Source organism: Isoptericola chiayiensis (genome assembly GCF_013149805.1).
Taxonomy (GTDB): domain Bacteria; phylum Actinomycetota; class Actinomycetes; order Actinomycetales; family Cellulomonadaceae; genus Isoptericola; species Isoptericola chiayiensis.
In genome coordinates, this window is sequence record NZ_JABEZT010000003.1 from 242,229 (window position 1) to 256,482 (window position 14,254).

At 70.0% G+C, this 14,254-nt stretch carries 13 protein-coding genes; 6 read left to right on the forward strand and 7 right to left on the reverse strand.

Annotated elements, in window-relative coordinates; genetic code table 11:
- Positions 1-111 precede the first annotated feature (111 nt).
- Together HDG68_RS07395 and HDG68_RS07400 are read left to right on the forward strand one after the other, a co-directional pair.
- The gene (locus HDG68_RS07395; RefSeq protein ID WP_172150720.1) at positions 112-1,119 is read left to right on the forward strand and encodes a substrate-binding domain-containing protein; all 1,008 of its coding nucleotides are present in this window, start codon (positions 112-114) and stop codon (positions 1,117-1,119) included.
- Positions 1,120-1,195: 76 nt separating this feature from the next.
- Positions 1,196-1,945 carry a hypothetical protein gene (locus tag HDG68_RS07400; RefSeq protein WP_172150722.1) on the forward strand — a complete coding sequence of 250 codons (750 nt, stop codon included), beginning with the start codon at positions 1,196-1,198 and terminating at the stop codon, positions 1,943-1,945.
- 71 nt (positions 1,946-2,016) lie between these two features.
- Here HDG68_RS07400 and HDG68_RS07405 read toward each other — a convergent pair whose 3' ends face one another.
- From HDG68_RS07405 to HDG68_RS07415, 3 genes are all read right to left on the reverse strand, one after another.
- Entirely contained in the window at positions 2,017-2,814 is a 798-nt protein-coding gene (locus tag HDG68_RS07405) for a polysaccharide lyase family 7 protein (RefSeq protein ID WP_216648145.1), read from the reverse strand.
- Positions 2,815-3,257: 443 nt separating this feature from the next.
- Positions 3,258-4,028 (reverse strand): polysaccharide lyase family 7 protein, encoded by a 771-nt coding sequence (locus HDG68_RS07410; RefSeq protein WP_172150724.1) that lies wholly within the window; start codon positions 4,026-4,028, stop codon positions 3,258-3,260.
- A 467-nt stretch (positions 4,029-4,495) separates the two neighbouring features.
- Positions 4,496-5,062: a carboxymuconolactone decarboxylase family protein gene (locus tag HDG68_RS07415; RefSeq protein ID WP_172150726.1), complete on the reverse strand. Its 567-nt coding sequence runs from the start codon at positions 5,060-5,062 to the stop codon at positions 4,496-4,498.
- A gap of 116 nt (positions 5,063-5,178) precedes the next feature.
- On the opposite strand from HDG68_RS07415, the gene HDG68_RS07420 reads away from it, so the two are divergent.
- Complete coding sequence (locus HDG68_RS07420; protein WP_172150728.1) at positions 5,179-5,784, forward strand: TetR/AcrR family transcriptional regulator; 606 nt, start codon at positions 5,179-5,181, stop codon at positions 5,782-5,784.
- 6 nt (positions 5,785-5,790) lie between these two features.
- Here the strand turns inward: HDG68_RS07420 and HDG68_RS07425 are convergent, their stop codons facing one another.
- The 4 genes from HDG68_RS07425 to HDG68_RS07440 all read right to left on the reverse strand — a co-directional run bounded on the left by HDG68_RS07425 (position 5,791) and on the right by HDG68_RS07440 (position 10,752).
- Positions 5,791-7,767 carry a NosD domain-containing protein gene (locus HDG68_RS07425; RefSeq protein WP_172150730.1) on the reverse strand — a complete coding sequence of 659 codons (1,977 nt, stop codon included), beginning with the start codon at positions 7,765-7,767 and terminating at the stop codon, positions 5,791-5,793.
- Between the two features lie 104 nt (positions 7,768-7,871).
- Positions 7,872-8,825 (reverse strand): sugar kinase, encoded by a 954-nt coding sequence (locus HDG68_RS07430; protein ID WP_172150732.1) that lies wholly within the window; start codon positions 8,823-8,825, stop codon positions 7,872-7,874.
- Positions 8,822-9,679: a fumarylacetoacetate hydrolase family protein gene (locus HDG68_RS07435; RefSeq protein WP_172150734.1), complete on the reverse strand. Its 858-nt coding sequence runs from the start codon at positions 9,677-9,679 to the stop codon at positions 8,822-8,824. The genes HDG68_RS07430 and HDG68_RS07435 overlap by 4 nt, the downstream gene beginning before the upstream one ends.
- Entirely contained in the window at positions 9,676-10,752 is a 1,077-nt protein-coding gene (locus HDG68_RS07440; protein ID WP_343037477.1) for a LacI family DNA-binding transcriptional regulator, read from the reverse strand. Before HDG68_RS07440 ends, HDG68_RS07435 begins: the two co-directional genes overlap by 4 nt.
- Positions 10,753-10,996: 244 nt before the next feature.
- On the opposite strand from HDG68_RS07440, the gene HDG68_RS07445 reads away from it, so the two are divergent.
- From HDG68_RS07445 to HDG68_RS07455, 3 genes are all read left to right on the forward strand, one after another.
- Complete coding sequence (locus HDG68_RS07445; protein ID WP_172150738.1) at positions 10,997-12,310, forward strand: ABC transporter substrate-binding protein; 1,314 nt, start codon at positions 10,997-10,999, stop codon at positions 12,308-12,310.
- Between the two features lie 69 nt (positions 12,311-12,379).
- Entirely contained in the window at positions 12,380-13,321 is a 942-nt protein-coding gene (locus tag HDG68_RS07450) for a carbohydrate ABC transporter permease (protein WP_172150740.1), read from the forward strand.
- On the forward strand, positions 13,321-14,253 hold the full coding sequence (locus HDG68_RS07455; RefSeq protein WP_172150742.1) for a carbohydrate ABC transporter permease: 933 nt from the start codon (positions 13,321-13,323) through the stop codon (positions 14,251-14,253). The genes HDG68_RS07450 and HDG68_RS07455 overlap by 1 nt, the downstream gene beginning before the upstream one ends.
- The last annotated feature ends 1 nt before the right edge of the window (position 14,254 follow it).

The window sequence follows — 14,254 nt, forward strand, 5'->3', positions numbered from 1 at the left end:
AGCAGCGCTCGAAATCGCCCCGAGACGATAGAGCGCTCCGTGAGCCATGTCAACGGGTATAGGCGATGGGGTAGCATCCGTGTTTCGGAAACGATCAGCAAAGGAGGGGTCGTGGCGGCCGAGAAACCAGACGTGCCGCTCGCGGTCGTGGCCGCCGAGGCGGGTGTCTCGGTGCCGACCGTGTCGAAGGTGCTCAACTCCCGCACCGACGTCGCCGGGGCGACGCGCGAACGGGTCGCCGCCGTGCTGCACCGGCACGGCTTCACGCTGCGGCCGCGCCGACGGCGTGCCACCGGGATGATCGACGTGCGCATCGTCGACCTCGAGGGCACCTGGTCCGAGGCGGTGGTGCGCGGTGCGGTCACCGGCGCCCGGCGCCTCGGGCTCGACGTCGTCCTCGCCGTCGAGCCCGACCCCGACGACTGCAGCGCCTGGGTGCGCCACGCCCTCGAACGCGGCACCGACGGCCTGGTCAGCGTCGTGGCGGTGCCCGACGCCGAGGCGCGGCGGGCGCTCGCCGACTCCGAGACGCCGCTCGTCGTCGTCGACCCCCGGCAGCGGCCGCCCGAGGGCATGCTGTCGGTCAGCGCCACCAACTTCCAGGGCGGCCTCGAGGCGACCGCGCACCTGCTCGCGCTCGGGCACTGCCGGATCGCCACCATCACCGGCGCCCTGGAGCAGGACAACGCCATCGCCCGCCTGGCCGGCTACCGGGCCGCGCTGCTCCAGGCTCGCGTCGAGGTGGACGACGACCTCGTCGTCGACGGCCCGTACGGCGTGACCGCCGGGTACGACGGCGTGCAGCGGCTCCTCGAGCTCGCCGACCCGCCCACGGCGATCTTCGCCAGCAGCGACGACACCGCGCTCGGGGCCCTGCACGCGCTGCGGGAGCGGGGCCTGTCGGTACCCCACGACGTGTCGCTCGTCGGGTTCGACGACCTGCCGGTGGCGCCCTGGATCGACCCGCCGCTGACCACCGTGCGACAGCCGCTGGCCGAGATGGGGGCCACCGCCGTCGACCTGGTGCACCGGGCGCGCAGCGGTACCGGCCACACGCTGCGCACGGAGCTCGCCACGAGCCTGGTGGTCCGCGAGTCGGCGATGGCTCCGTCGGCCTGACGCCGTTCACGCTGCACCGGCCGGCCGGTGCAGCTAGGGTCGCGGCAACACCTTCGTACGACGGGGCAGGAGCAGGATGTACCAGTTGCTCGAAGCGATAGTTGCTGGTACCAGCGGTGCTGTCGGCGGCGGCGCGGACCCCGTCCCAACGACCGTCGCGGCCGGGCTCGCACTCGGCGCCCTCGTCGGCGCCGCCTGGCTCGTGCTGCGGCGCACGGGGCGGCGACCCCACCCCGACCGGGGCGGCCGGGGCTGGGTCCCGCGCGGTGTCGACGGGCTCCTGCCGCCCCGCGCCCTCGACGCGGACCCGCCACCGGAACGACCCGCGAGCCCGGTGGAGCACTGGTTGCTCGCGCTGCCCGCCCCGTTCGTGGAGCAGGCGGACCTCGACCACAGCGCCTGGTCGCTGGCCCCGGCCGCCGCCGACCACGCCTCCCGGCGGCGCGTCGAGGCCGCCGTGGTGGGCGCCGGACTGCGCGAGCGCGACGCCTGGCGTGCCCGTCGGGAGGCCGCGCAGCAGCAGGTGACCGCAGCGACGACGGCGGCGCAGCGCGCCTACGCGGTCGCCTGGGCGGCCTGGGTGCTGCGCCTCGGCGTCGCGGCCGGTCACCTGCGGACCTACCACGCCCGCGAGGATCTGCTGCGCACCGTCGGCGCCGTCGTCGGGCAGTACGGCGACTGGCCGACCTTTGGCGACGACTTCCTCGAGGAGGTCGCCCGGCGGGCGACGCCGCAGCAGGCCGAGGCGCTGCGCACCGCCGTCGGCCGGCTCTGCCGCCCCGGTGGTGCCTGGGGCGGGCGGCACTGGCCGGTCGAGGCGCTCTGAGATCCCCGGGAAAACCACCGGGGCGCACCCGGATCTCTCCGCGATGCGCCCCGGTGGCTGCTCGGCTCAGCTCACGAGTGGGTGATGTCGAGCTTGTAGAGGGTGGCTTGGCCGTAGTTGGTGTCGTTGCAGGGTGAGGAGTTGCTGCAGTTGGCCTGGGTGTAGGCGCCGGCCTTGAAGTAGTTCTCGTCCTCGTCGCTGTCGATGGTGGTCTGGAGCTCGTCGTTGTAGTAGACGTCGATCTGGCCGTTGGCCGCGACGAACTTTCCTTCGAAGACGGTGTTGAGCTGGTAGTCGTCGGTGACGAGGTGGTGGTGGGAGTCGTCGCCGTCGGTGATGTAGAGCTCGGTGCCTTCGAGGCGGAAGACGGTGACGTCGTCGCCGCCGCCGTGGATCTGGGCGCCGACGAGGTGGGGCTTGTCCTCGGGCAGGTGGTTGAAGTCTGTGCGGAAGGTCATGGTGTGGGTGCCGGAGGTGGTGGACCAGGAGGCCTTCTCGGTGCCGTCGTCGGTCATCTCGCGCAGCTCGGAGCGGGGGTAGCCGGATCCGGAGGTGGTGACGCCGTCGACGGGTGCGCGGAACTGGATGCCGGTGCACTTGTCGTTGACCTGGAACCAGGGTGCTGCGGAGAAGTCGGCGAGGTCGGGCTGCAGGATCTCGGTGGGGGAGTTGTCCGAGCCGGTGGGCAGGGTGACCTTCCAGTCGGTCAGGTCGATCTGCTGGGCCGGGTACTCGCACTGCTCGCCGTCCGCGGTGGCGGCGATCGCCACGGCGGAGCTCGCGGCGAACACCGTCCCGGCTACCAGGGCGGCCACGAGGCCGTGCTTGCGGTGAAGTCTCATCGTCGTGCGGATCCTTTCGGTGGTCACGCGGGCCTCGTGATCGTCCGCTGCTGCCCGTCCGCCGAGCTCGGTGTCAGCACGGCGTCCGCCGGGGGCGAGCACCGTCTGCCGCGCAGGGCGAGGGCCTGTCTGCAGCAGGGACGATCACTGCACTTCCGGAGCCGGTGATGCGGTGGTGCTGCCTGACGAGGTGAAGAAGGCTCCGTGGTGTCGAGATCCGGTGCATGGTTGCACCAGATCTCGCCGGAAAAGTATCCGTGCCCCGACGAACTGTCAAGGAGTAAAAATAGTGTGCTGACCTGCGTTTTTGTCTCGGAGGAGCGTAGAAATCGATGTCCGCTCTGTCGGATTTGGTGCGCGGTGCTTCACGAAGCGGGGACGACCTCGAGGCATCGATGCACTGATGGATCGAGACGCATGAAGGGCTCGGAGTCCCCTGCGGACTCCGAGCCCTTCATGCCCTGCTTACGTCAGGAGTGTGTGACGTCGAGCTTGTAGAGCGTGGCCTGACCGTAGTTCGAGGTGCTGCACGGCGAGGAGTTGCCGCAGTTGGCCTGGGTGTAGGCGCCGGCCTTGAAGTAGTTGCCGGACTTCGCGTGGTCGATCGTGGTCTGGAGCGTGCCGTTGTAGTAGACCTTGATCTTGCCGCCGCTGACCACGAACTTGCCCTCGAACACCTGGTGCAGCCGGTAGTTGCTGGTCACCAGCTTGTGGTGCGTGTCGTTGCCCTTCGTGATGTAGAGGTTGTTCCCTTCGACGCGGAAGACGGTGACGTCGTCGTCCCCGTCGTGGATCTGACCGACGACCACGTGCGGCTTGTCCTCGGGCAGGTGGTTGACGGCGGTGCGGAACGTCATGGTGTGGGTCCCCGAGGTGGAGGACCACGAAGCACGCTCCTGACCGTCGTCGGTCATCTCGCGCAGCTCGGAGCGGGGGTAGCCGGATCCGGAGGTGGTGACGCCGTTGACGGCGGCACGGAACTGGATGCCGGTGCACTTGCTGTTCACCTGGAACCACGGCGCGACCGAGAAGTCGGCGAGGTCGGGCTGCAGGATCTCGGTGGGCGAGTTGCCCGAGCCCGTGGGCAGGGTGACCTTCCAGTCGGTCAGGTCGAGCTGCTGGGCCGGGTAGTCGCAGGGTGCGGCGGCGGTTGCGCTGCCGACACCGGCGAGCTGGCCGGCCATGACGAGGGTCGTGGCCAGCATGGCGGCGGCGATGCCGTGCTTGCGGTGGAGTCTCATGGTGGTGCGTTTCCTCTCGGATGTTCGCCCTGGTTCGAGGTCGTCCGCCGGCGGCGGTCGCGGGGTGGGCCCGTCGGCGCTCTCCCGCTGCGTCGCCGTTGACGTGGTGGGAGGGCTGTCCCACCGATGACGACCTCTGCACTGCCGGAGCCGGCGAGCTGGGTGCTCCCTTCGTCGTCGAGGGGGCGGCTCCGTTGTCGTGGCCACATTTGGTGCATCGCTGCACCGTAGATCTCGTTCGAGAACCTAATCGTGCCCTGGTCGACTGTCAACAGGAGAAACAGAACAAGAGTCGAGAGGCCGCTAATCTGCAGGTCAGGAGCCAGATATCGGAGCGTTCGGGGCGCATCTTGCGTCCCGTCAGGCGGACGGCTGAACGGTAAACCGATGCATCGCATCCGCGACAAGGAGCCCGGGCCTCCGCCGTCGACGACGGTGGCCCGGGCTCCCGGGACAGAGGTGCGGCGTCAGCTCGGGACGACGGTGCCCTTCCACTCGTACTTGCGGTTGGGCTCGTCGACCGGGGTCTGGGCCAGGTGGTTCGTGTAGTTGGACATCACCTTCTGGGCGATGCCCAGGACGATCTCCAGCACCTGACGCTGGGTGAAGCCGGCGTCCAGGAACGTCTGCACGGTCGCGTCGTCGACCTCGCCGCGCTGACGGACCATGGCCAGCGTGAACGTCCGCAACGCCTCGAGGTGCGGGTCGTGCAGCGGGGTGCCGTCGCGCAGCGCGTCGATGACCTCGTCGTCGACCCCCATGCCCTTGGCGATCGCCGTGTGCGCGGGCACGCAGTAGTGGCAGGAGTGCTCGACGTTGATCGACTGCCAGACGACCGTGATCTCGTCGGCGTCGAAGCTGGTCGAGCTCTGGAAGAGGCCGTGGAGCTTCTGGTAGCCCTCGAGCAGACCGGGGGCTTCCGCCATCACCGCGTGCAGCCCGGGGATCCGCCCGAAGTTCTGCTTCGAGGTGGCCAGCAGGCCCTGGCTCTCGGCCGGGGCCGTGCTCTCGTCGTGCAGCGTGAAGTCGACCATGGGTTTCTCCTTGTCGTCGCCGTGTGCTGCGTACCCTCTATTGTGTACCGATCGGTACCAAATGATGCAAGCGCTGCTCCCGACGGTCGGCGGGCCGGCGCTCGTAGGATGGGGTGATGGGCGTGCAGGAGAGGACTCCCGCCGGGCGCCCGCGGTCGTTCGACGAGGAGTCGGTCCTCGCGGAGCTGACGGCGCTCTTCTGGCGGCAGGGCTACGGACAGACCTCGATGTCCGACATCGTGGCGGCCAGCGGCGTCCACAAGCCGAGCCTGTACCGCGCCTTCGGGGGCAAGGACGAGCTGTTCACCACGGTGCTGCGCCGCTACCTGCGGGAACGCATGGAGATGTTCACGCGGCTGATCGCCGAGGCCGGTCCGGGCGTCGACGGCGTGCACCGGTTCCTGGACCTCGTCGGCGTCGACGCCGCCTCCGAGCGCGGACGGGACGGGTGCCTGATGGTGATGTCGTCCAACGAGCTGCGCGGCACGCTGGGCGACTACGACTTCGGAGCCGACTACCGACGGCAGATGCACGAGGTGCTGGGCACTCTCGTCCGGCGCACTCTTCCGGGCGCGCCGGACGACGACGTGGTGCTGCGGCTCCGCACCGACCTGCTGACGACCCACCTGCTCGGTCTGCACGTCGTCATGCGGTCCGGGGCCTCGTCCGAGGAGATCGGACGCTGCCTCGCCGCCATGCACCACGTCGTCGACACGTGGTGACCGGCGCTACTCGACGGTGACCCCGGCTCCCTCGGCGATCCGGGTGTTCTCCCGGTTGCCCCGGACGGTGTTGGCGACCAGCCGGACGTCCTCGCCCGCGTCGACCCGGACCCCTCCGGCGTTGGCGACCACCAGGTTCCGCTTCACGAGCACGTCGGTCGGCACGCCGCTCGCGTGACCGTCGTCGCCGGGGTCCTCGGCCAGGTGGATGCCCCAGAAGTCCTCCGCGCGGTTGGCCAGCACGGTGTTGTGCCGCACCACGGTCCCCGGTGCGTTGCGCACCTCGATGCCCGACCGCACGTGGTCGCCCCGGCCGCCGGTCACCTCGTTGCGCTCCACGACGGTGTCGGGGGTGCCCAGGATGAGCAGGATGCCCTCTCGGTTGTTCTTCAGGACGTTGCCGTGGATCCAGTTCCCCGGACCGGCCGCGTCGTGCTGGGTGGCCGTGCCACCGGTGTTGCCCAGCGCGATCGCGGCGGCGCGGACATCCTTGACGGTGTTGTGCCGGATCTCGTTGAGGTACTCGTCCTCGCCGTGCAGGTCGATGGCGTCGAGCACGCCGCCACGGATGGTGTTCCCGGCGACGAGGTTGTTGTGGGTGTAGTACTGCAGCAGGATCGCGTGGCGCAGGTGCGTCCCCTCGAACACGTTGCCGACCACCGCGTTGTGCCGCGAGTCGTCGGTGTACGCAAAGCGGTCCTTGCCGGCCGTGCCCTGGATGGAGATGCCGTAGCCGTTGCCGCCGCCCCCCACGCTGGTGGCGTCGCGGAACGTGCTGCCGCGCACCGTGACGTCACGGCTCTTCTCGATCCGCACGCCCATCTTCTGGAACCGCTCGACGACGACGTCCTCGACCAGCACCTGTCGGCTCGCGCGGGATCCGAGGTTGGCCACGACGACGCCGTACGCCGGGCCGCCGGCGGCGGTGGAGTCCTGGTGGTCGGTCGACAGGGGGCCGTCGTAGGTCGAGCTCACGGTGAGGTCGCTGACGGCGACGTCCTGGACGCCGTAGCCGCGCAGCACCTTGCCGGACTGCGTCTCGGGGGTCAGCGCGGACTCGAGCACGGAGCCGGCTCCGTCCCCGCGCAGGTCGATGCCGGAACGCAGGGCCACGTTGGTGGTGGGGTCGGCCGGTTCGGTGGTGAGCAGGTCGTAGGTACCGGCCGGGAGGTAGACCTCGTCCCCCGGCTGGGCGGCGTCCAGGGCGGCGCGGATCGCGGCGGCGTCGTCGCCGGTGCCTGCAGCCGGGTCCGCGCCGTGGTCGCGCACGTCCACGGTGCGGCCGGTCACGGCACCGGGCTCGGCCGGGCGGTACCGCGTACCGTCGGGCTCGACGAGCCCGGGGTCGGTCCAGGGCTCCGCGTCCGGGTCCGGTGCGGGCAGGAGGTCGGAGAGGTCGTCGACCACGGCCCCCTGCGGGTTGGGCGGGTAGACGCGGACCTCCGTGACGCTGTTCCAGCCCGAGACGCTGTTGCCGTAGCCGAGGTAGCGCACGTACCGGGCCTGCGAGCCGGTGGTGGCGTCGTCCTCGAGCGTGACGGGTTCGAGGTTCGACGACGTTCCCGAGCTGGCCTGGTCGGTCGCGGCGGAGCGCCAGGTGGTCCCGTCGGTGGAGAGCTCGACGCCGAAGAGCGACTGTCGCTCGTCGCCCTTGTGCCACGCCACGCCGAGGTATCCGACGGAACGCTCCTCACCGAGGTCGAGCTGGAGCCACTGGGGCTCGTCCGGGGACGAGGTGAGGGACGACCAGCGGGTCGTGGGGTCGTCGTCGATCGCGAACTCGGGCAGGTTGCCGTCGCTGCTCAGCGCGCGTGCCGAGTCGACGGTCCAGTGCGCGGGCGGGTCGACGACGTCGGCCCGGACGGGGTGCGTCGGTGCTGACGGGAGGGTCTGCGCGGCGGCCGGACCGCCGAGGAGACCGAGGAGGAGGGCGGCGGCGGACGTGGCCGCCACCTTTGGTGCAACGATTCGCCATTGGATCATGGCCAAACTGTGGCACCATGCCGCCGCCGAAGCAAGACCTGGCACGGCAATTGCTGCATCGATGCACCAGACGTGTCTCGAAGGGACCCGCCTGCGCCACCCGATCAGCGGGTGACGGGCTCGCTGGAGGAGAGCCTGGCGAGCTCGGAGCGCCGGGGGAGGACCTCCCAGTCGCCGTCACCGGTGCAGGCGTAGGCGCCGACGGCGGTCGCGGTCGCCAGCGCCGTCGACACGTCCCGACCCGCCAGCGCGTCGGCGAGGAACCCGGCGACGAACGCGTCGCCGGCTCCCACGGTGTCCCGCACGTCGACCGGCACCCCTGGTGCGGAGAACTCGCCGCCCTCGCTCGCCGCGACAGCCCCCTGCGCCCCCCGCTTGACGACGGCGGTCCGCGCGCCCAGGTCCCGCAGCTGCCGCGCGGCCGTCGGGGCGTCGTGCTCGTCGCACCCGAGCAGCGCAGCCTCGTCCAGGCCGGCGAAGACGATCTCGCACCGGGGGACGACTCGCGCGTAGAGGCGTCGTGCGTCGTCCGCGGACCACAGGGACGACCGATAGTTGAGGTCGAACGAGACCGGGACGCCGAACGCGACAGCACGGTCGACGAGGTCCAGGGTGAGGGCGCGGGCCGACGGCGACAGCGCAGGAGTGATCCCGGTCAGGTGGAGCATGCTCGCCGACCGCACCGCGTCGTCGGGGACGTCCTCGGGCCCGAGCCTCGAACCGGCGCTCCCGGCGCGGTAGTACCAGATGCGCGTCTCCATGGTGGAGCGCCGCTCCTTGAGCATCAGGCCCGTGGGTGCCCCGTCGTCGCGCAGGCACGTCGTCGCCACGTCCTCCCCGCGCAGCAGCCGTTCGACCAGGTCGCCGGCGGAGTCCGCGCCGACGCGGCCGATCCAGGCCGCCGGCGCACCGAGGCGGCGCAGCCCGATCGCCACGTTGCTCTCGGCACCGCCCATCCCGAGCGACATCAGCGTGCTGTGCTGCAGCGGCTCCGGACGGGTGCTGCCCACCAGCACCATGGTCTCACCGACGGTGAGGACGGGACCGGGGGCCGTCATCGCGGCGCGACCACGCGCTGGCGCTGCGAACCCAGCCCGTCGATGCCGAGCTCCATCACGTCGCCGGGCTGCAGCCACGCCGGTTCGGCCATGCCGTTGGCCACGCCGGGCGGGGTGCCCGTGTTCACCAGGTCGCCCGGTTCGAGCACCATGTACTGGCTCAGGTGCCACAGGAGCTCGTACGGGTCGAACACCATCGTGCCCGTGCTGCCCGACTGGCGGCGCGCACCGGAGACGTCGAGCCACATGCCCAGGGCCGAGACGTCGCCGACCTCGTCGGGAGTGACCAGCCAGGGACCGCACGGGTTGAACGTCTCGGCGGACTTGCCCTTGAGGATCTGGCCCCCGTGCTCGTCCTGGAACGCGCGCTCGCTCACGTCGTTGCAGACGACGAACCCCGCGACGTGGTCACGAGCCTGGTCGGGGCTGTCCAGGTAGCTCGTCCGGCGGCCGACGACGAGGCCCAGCTCCACCTCCCAGTCCAGGCGGGAGAAGCCTCGCGGCGCCCGGACGTCGTCGTACGGCCCGACGAGCGTGTTCGGGGACTTCGAGAACACGAGCGGAAGGGCTGGTACGTCCGCGCCGATCTCGGCGGCATGGTCGCGATAGTTGAGGCCGGCGCACAGGATCTGGTGCGGACGCGCCACGGGCGGTCCGACCCGTCGTGCGCCGAGCGCCTCGACGAGCCCTGCCGTCACCCGGGACTCGACGCGTTCCGCCAGCCATCCGAACCCGTCGGGGAGCGTCGTGGCGTCGATGTCGGGCACCAGGTCGCCGACGTCGACGTAGGCGTCGGGACCGACGACGACGGCCGGCCGTTCGGCGCCGACCGGCCCGAGGCGTGCGAGCCTCACTGCAGCACCCCGTCCTCGTCGGCCACGACCGGTGCCGTGGCCCCCGTCGGCGACGCGGTCGAGTCCCGCACCACCAGCTCGGGGCGCAGCAGCACCGACCGGCCGGGCTCGCGGTCGTCCTCCTTCAGTGCCTCCTCGAGGCTCAACGACGCCATCCGTGAGATGGGCTGGCGCACCGACGTCAGCGGCGGGTCGTACAGCTCCGCGAGGATGATGTCGTCGAAGCCGACCACGGACACGTCCTTGCCGACGTGCAGGCCCTGGTCACGCAGGCCGCGGCAGAAGCCGAGCGCGGTCATGTCGTTGATCGCCACGATGCCCGTGGGCGGCTCGACGGTCCCGGAGAACAGGTCGTGCGCGGCCTGCCGGCCCACCTGGGCGGCCTCGACGTCCCCGAACGGGGCGCCGCCACCCGCGGTCCACGTCGGCATCGCCGCCGGGTCCAGGTCGGCCCCCTCGAGCGCCGTGCAGAACCCGCGGAAGCGGCCGGTGCGGTTGACCGCCGCGAGCGACCCGGAGACGAAGGTCAACCGTTCGTGGCCGAGCTCGGTCAGGTGGGAGGTCGCGAGGAAGCCGCCCACGTGGTTGTTGATGCTGACGCTGACGACCTCCTCCGGGTCACCGGCCTGCGCCGGTCGGTCGAACGTCACGAGCCGCAGCCCCCGCCGGACGATGTCGGCGAGGTGGTCGAGCGTCGGCAGGGAGGAGCACAGGACGATGCCGCGCACCCCGTCCTCCCACAGCTCCTCGACGTACCGGCGCTCGCGGTCGGGGTCGCGTTCGCTGTTGCACAGCAGCACGTTGCACCCGACGGCCAGGGCCGCGACCTCGAGCTCCCGGGCGAACGCTCCCCAGAACGGGTTGCCGACGGACGGCACGATGAGCCCCACCGTCTGCGTGCGTCCCGTGCGGAGCTGGCGAGCCGCACGGTTGGGTCGGTAGCCGAGCTCGGCGATGGCGCGCTCGATGCGCTCCTTGGTGGCCGGCACCATGCGGTTGGTGCGGCCGTTCAGCAGGTTGGAGACGGTGCTGGGCGAGACCCCAGCGGCTGCTGCGACCTGCTGGATCGTCACGCGTGTCACGCTTCCTCCAACGTCATCGGTGGTGCACGTCATGTGCATCGTTACAACCATCCTAGCCCAGACTGAGGGTATGGACCGGCATCCCGAGGGTGTCGCATCGTGATCATTTCTTGATCTAGCAGGGAGTTGACGTGCCCGCGGTCCTGTGCCTAGTTTAGTGCATCGTTACACCGGCATCGTCGCCACCGGCGAGGTCGACACGCACCAGCCGACCGCACAACGTGAAGGATCAACGATGATCATCAAGAGTCAGTCCCGTCGACGGTTCACGGGCGCCGCCGCCCTGGCCGCCGTCGCACTGGGGATCACCGCCTGCAGCTCGGGCACGAGCTCGGGCACCGACGCCGAGGGCGGCAGCGGTGACGTCTCCGGCGACATCACGCTGCTCACCCCGATCTTCGAGGGCACCGACGGCCAGCAGCTCCTCGAGGACGAGCTGCTCCCGCAGTTCTACGAGGACTATCCGGACGTCACCGTGTCCGTGGACTACACGACCTACGGCAACCTCAACGAGAAGCTCACCACCGCCGCGGTGTCCGGGGCGGTGCCCGACGTCATGATGATGGGCGTCGGCTGGATCGAGGGCTTCGCCGACCGGGGTCTGCTGGCCGACCAGAGCGAGCTCGGCAACACCGAGGAGAAGCTCCTGGAGACCTACACGCCGGCGATCGTCGACGCCGGGACGTGGGACGGCGGCGTCTACGGCATGCCGATCATGCTCGACACCCGCTACGGGGTCGCCAACATGGAGCTGCTGGAGGAGGCCGGCTACGACGCACCGCCGTCGTCCTGGGACGAGCTCGTCGAGATCTCCGAGGCCCTGACGGTCCGCGCCGACGACGGCACGCTGGAGCGCGCCGGGTTCGACCTGCTCTCGAACGACCCGCGACAGGTCTTCGAGACGTTCCTCTTCTCCGCCGGTGGCGACCTCTTCAACGAGGACGTGACCGAGCCGACGTTCAACGGGCCGGAGGGTGTGTCGGCGCTGCAGCTCATGACCGACCTCATCAACGAGCACGAGGTCGAGGACATCGGCTTCTCCTCGCCGGACGCCGCCGTCAACCCGCTCCTGAACGGACGGGCCGCGATGGGCCTCGCCCACAACAACCTGTGGACGCAGGGTCTCGAGGCGGACCCCGAGATGCTCGAGAAGCTCGAGCCCTTCGTGATCCAGGGCGAGGGCGAGGGCATGTTCTTCGGCGGCACGTTCGCCACCCGTTCGGCCACGTCCCAGCACCCCGAGGCCGCCCAGGCGCTGCTCGAGTTCCTGGCGAGCCCCGGACCGGCGCTGGCTGCCAACGAGCAGCGCGGCAACGTCCCCGCGCTGACCGAGCTGCTCGACAGCGACTACGTGCAGTCCAACCGGTTCGTCCAGTTCTCGATGGAGAACCTCGACGTGGCCAAGCGTGAGGGCGGCCCGCCCTCGTGGCTCGAGGTCCGCGGTGACTTCGCACCGGCCATCGAGTCGGCACTGCTCGGTCAGGCCGAGCCGCAGGCAGCCCTCGACGACCTCGCCGCGCTCGTCGACGAAGCGATGGCCCGCCAGTAGGACCGACCCGTCCCGGGGCGTCGGGGCGGCCGAGCGCCGCCCCGACGCCCCTCGATCGAAGTGGGAACCATGACAAGCACCGAGACCCCAGCGGGGGCCGGACTCGCCGCGCGCAACCCCGCACCGGTCCGACGCCACAAGTACTCGCGGGCGGAGCGCAAGCTGCGACGCACGGGTTGGCTGATGATCACGCCGGCTCTGCTGCACCTCGCCCTGTGGACCGCCATCCCGGTGGTCGCCACCTTCGCGCTCGGGTTCACCAACTACAACGTGTTCTCCCCGCCCCAGTGGGTCGGGTTGCAGAACTACGTGGAGATCGTCCAGGACCCGGTCTTCCGCAAGGCCACCTGGAACACCATCGTCTACACCTTCTGGACGGTGCCGGTCTCGATGGCCATCGCGCTCGTCATCGCCGTGGCCCTCAACCAGGGTCTGCGGTTCCAGAAGTGGTACCGCACCGCCTTCTTCCTGCCCCAGGTCACCGCGACCGTCGCGATCGCCATGGTGTGGCTGTGGATCTTCAACCCGCAGCAGGGCCTCCTCAACGCCTTCCTCGGCCTCTTCGGCATCCCCGGGCAGGCCTGGCTCGCCGACCCCGACTGGGCGTTGTGGTCCGTGATCCTCGTCGGCGCGTGGCAGGGCATCGGGATCAAGATGCTGATCTACATCGCCGCGCTGCAGAACATCGACGGGAGCCTGTACGAGGCCGCCTCGGTCGACGGCGCGTCCACCGTGCGCAAGTTCTTCGCCATCACCGTCCCGATGCTGAAGCCCGCCACGTTCTTCGTCCTGGTCATCTCGATCATCAACGCGTTCCAGGTCTTCGACCAGATCTACGTGCTCACCAACGGCGGCCCCGCCAACGCGACCACGATGATGACCTACGAGGTCTACCGGTCCGCCTTCGAGGAGTTCCGCATGGGGATGGCCTCAGCGCAGTCGGTCGTCCTGTTCATCTTCCTGCTCTTCATGACGCTCGTCGGTCGACGTGCCACCCGAGAGGACCACTGATGGCTCTCCTCAATCCCCGGACCTCCACGAGCCCGTCGGCGACCCGGACCGTCCGCACGACGAACCAGTCGTCCGTCCGGCGACGCAACAAGCTCATCCTGCACCTGCTGCTGATCATCGGTTCGGTCACGATGGTGATCCCGTTCGTCTGGATGCTCTTCACCTCGGTGAAGAGCCCGGCCGAGCTGGCGCAGTTCCCTCCGACCTTCTTCCCCCAGGAGTGGCACTGGTCCAACTACGCGGAGGCGCTCGACGCCGCGCCGTTCGACAAGTATTTCCGCAACTCGCTCATCATCGCCACCGGGCACACCCTCATCACGCTGGTCATCGGCTCCATGGCCGGGTACGCGCTGGCGCGGATCCGCTTCCGCGGGCGGGAGATCATCTTCCTGTCCATGGTCGCGATGCTCATGATCCCGACCTACACGAAGATCGTCCCGCAGTTCCTCATCGTGAAGTTCATGCCCCTGTTCGGCGGCAACGACATCACGGGACAGGGCGGCAGCGGCTGGCTGGACAGCTGGTGGGCCCTGCTCATCCCGGGCGGCCTGAGCGCCATGTCGATCTTCCTGTTCCGGCAGTTCTACCTGACCCTGCCCAAGGAGCTCGAGGAAGCGGCGCGCCTGGACGGTCTCGGGGAGTTCCGGATCTTCGCGCAGATCTACACCCCGCTCATGAAGCCGGCCGTCGCGACGGTCGCCCTGCTGACCTTCCAGGAGAGCTGGAACAACTTCCTGTGGCCCCTGCTGGTCACGACCTCGGACGACCTGCGGGTGATCCAGGTCGGCCTGGCGGTCTTCCAGCAGGTGGAGGCCACCGCCTGGCAGTACCTGATGGCCGGCACCACCTTGGCCACCGTCCCGATGGTGCTGCTGTTCGTCATGGCGCAGAAGTACTTCATCCAGGGATTCACCAACTCGGGCATCAAGTGAG

What these genes read in the sequence shown, in the direction of transcription:
- HDG68_RS07455 (WP_172150742.1), top strand. Translation starts at nt 13,321, where the DNA reads ATGGCTCTCCTCAATCCCCGGACCTCCACGAGCCCGTCGGCGACCCGG.
- HDG68_RS07425 (WP_172150730.1), bottom strand. Translation starts at nt 7,767, where the DNA reads ATGATCCAATGGCGAATCGTTGCACCAAAGGTGGCGGCCACGTCCGCC.
- HDG68_RS07400 (WP_172150722.1), top strand. Translation starts at nt 1,196, where the DNA reads ATGTACCAGTTGCTCGAAGCGATAGTTGCTGGTACCAGCGGTGCTGTC.
- HDG68_RS07430 (WP_172150732.1), bottom strand. Translation starts at nt 8,825, where the DNA reads ATGACGGCCCCCGGTCCCGTCCTCACCGTCGGTGAGACCATGGTGCTG.
- HDG68_RS07420 (WP_172150728.1), top strand. Translation starts at nt 5,179, where the DNA reads ATGGGCGTGCAGGAGAGGACTCCCGCCGGGCGCCCGCGGTCGTTCGAC.
- HDG68_RS07410 (WP_172150724.1), bottom strand. Translation starts at nt 4,028, where the DNA reads ATGAGACTCCACCGCAAGCACGGCATCGCCGCCGCCATGCTGGCCACG.
- HDG68_RS07415 (WP_172150726.1), bottom strand. Translation starts at nt 5,062, where the DNA reads ATGGTCGACTTCACGCTGCACGACGAGAGCACGGCCCCGGCCGAGAGC.
- HDG68_RS07450 (WP_172150740.1), top strand. Translation starts at nt 12,380, where the DNA reads ATGACAAGCACCGAGACCCCAGCGGGGGCCGGACTCGCCGCGCGCAAC.
- HDG68_RS07445 (WP_172150738.1), top strand. Translation starts at nt 10,997, where the DNA reads ATGATCATCAAGAGTCAGTCCCGTCGACGGTTCACGGGCGCCGCCGCC.